The organism is Vibrio sp. 1641, assembly GCF_033339995.1.
GTDB classification, from domain to species: Bacteria; Pseudomonadota; Gammaproteobacteria; order Enterobacterales; family Vibrionaceae; genus Vibrio; species Vibrio alginolyticus.
The window spans coordinates 1-669 of sequence record NZ_JAWOVP010000204.1 but is presented as its reverse complement, the minus strand read 5'-3'; the positions used below and the strand labels follow the sequence as shown (position 1 = coordinate 669).

The 669-nt window shown below is 48.6% G+C and carries 1 protein-coding gene; it reads right to left on the bottom strand.

Features of this window, described 5'->3' with window-relative positions; all coding sequences use genetic code 11:
* Positions 1-669, bottom strand: a 669-nt coding sequence (locus R7Z47_RS25070) for a uracil-xanthine permease family protein (protein ID WP_318130791.1), incomplete at both ends; no start/stop codon positions are given.

Sequence of the window (669 nt, the reverse complement as noted above, 5' to 3'; positions counted from 1 at the left end):
CCTTGTAGGCTGAACTCGCCGATACCGAAAGCCATACCACCGATACCAAATACCAGTGTTACTGCAACGATCACCAGGTTACGAGATTTGTGTAGATCAACGTTGTTCTTAATCAGCGTATTCAAACCGACGGTTGCGATAGAACCGAACAGAAGAATCATGATGCCGCCCATTACTGGCACAGGAATGGTTTGCAAAATCGCACCTAGCTTACCTACCAGCGCAAGAACAATAGCGGTAATGGCAGCCCAAGTCATGATTACAGGGTTGAAAGCTTTGGTCAGCATTACCGCTCCTGTTACTTCACTGTAAGTAGTGTTTGGCGGCGCACCAACCATTGATGCTGCAATTGTCGCGATTCCGTCACCCGCGATAGTGCGGTGTAGGCCTGGTTTCTTCAGGTAGTTTTTACCCGTTACATTTGAGATAGCCAACATGTCACCCACGTGCTCTACCGCAGGAGCGATTGCAACTGGGATCATGAATAGAATCGCGTTGATGTTGAACTCAGGCATGGTGAAGTTGGGCATTGCAAGCCAAGCTGCTTGAGCCACAGGTGTAAAGTCAACCACACCGTAGAATAGGGATACTGAATAGCCCGCCAAAATACCACCCACGATAGGAACCAGTTTTAGGAACCCTTTTGCGAACACGCTAAGTGCAATCGTC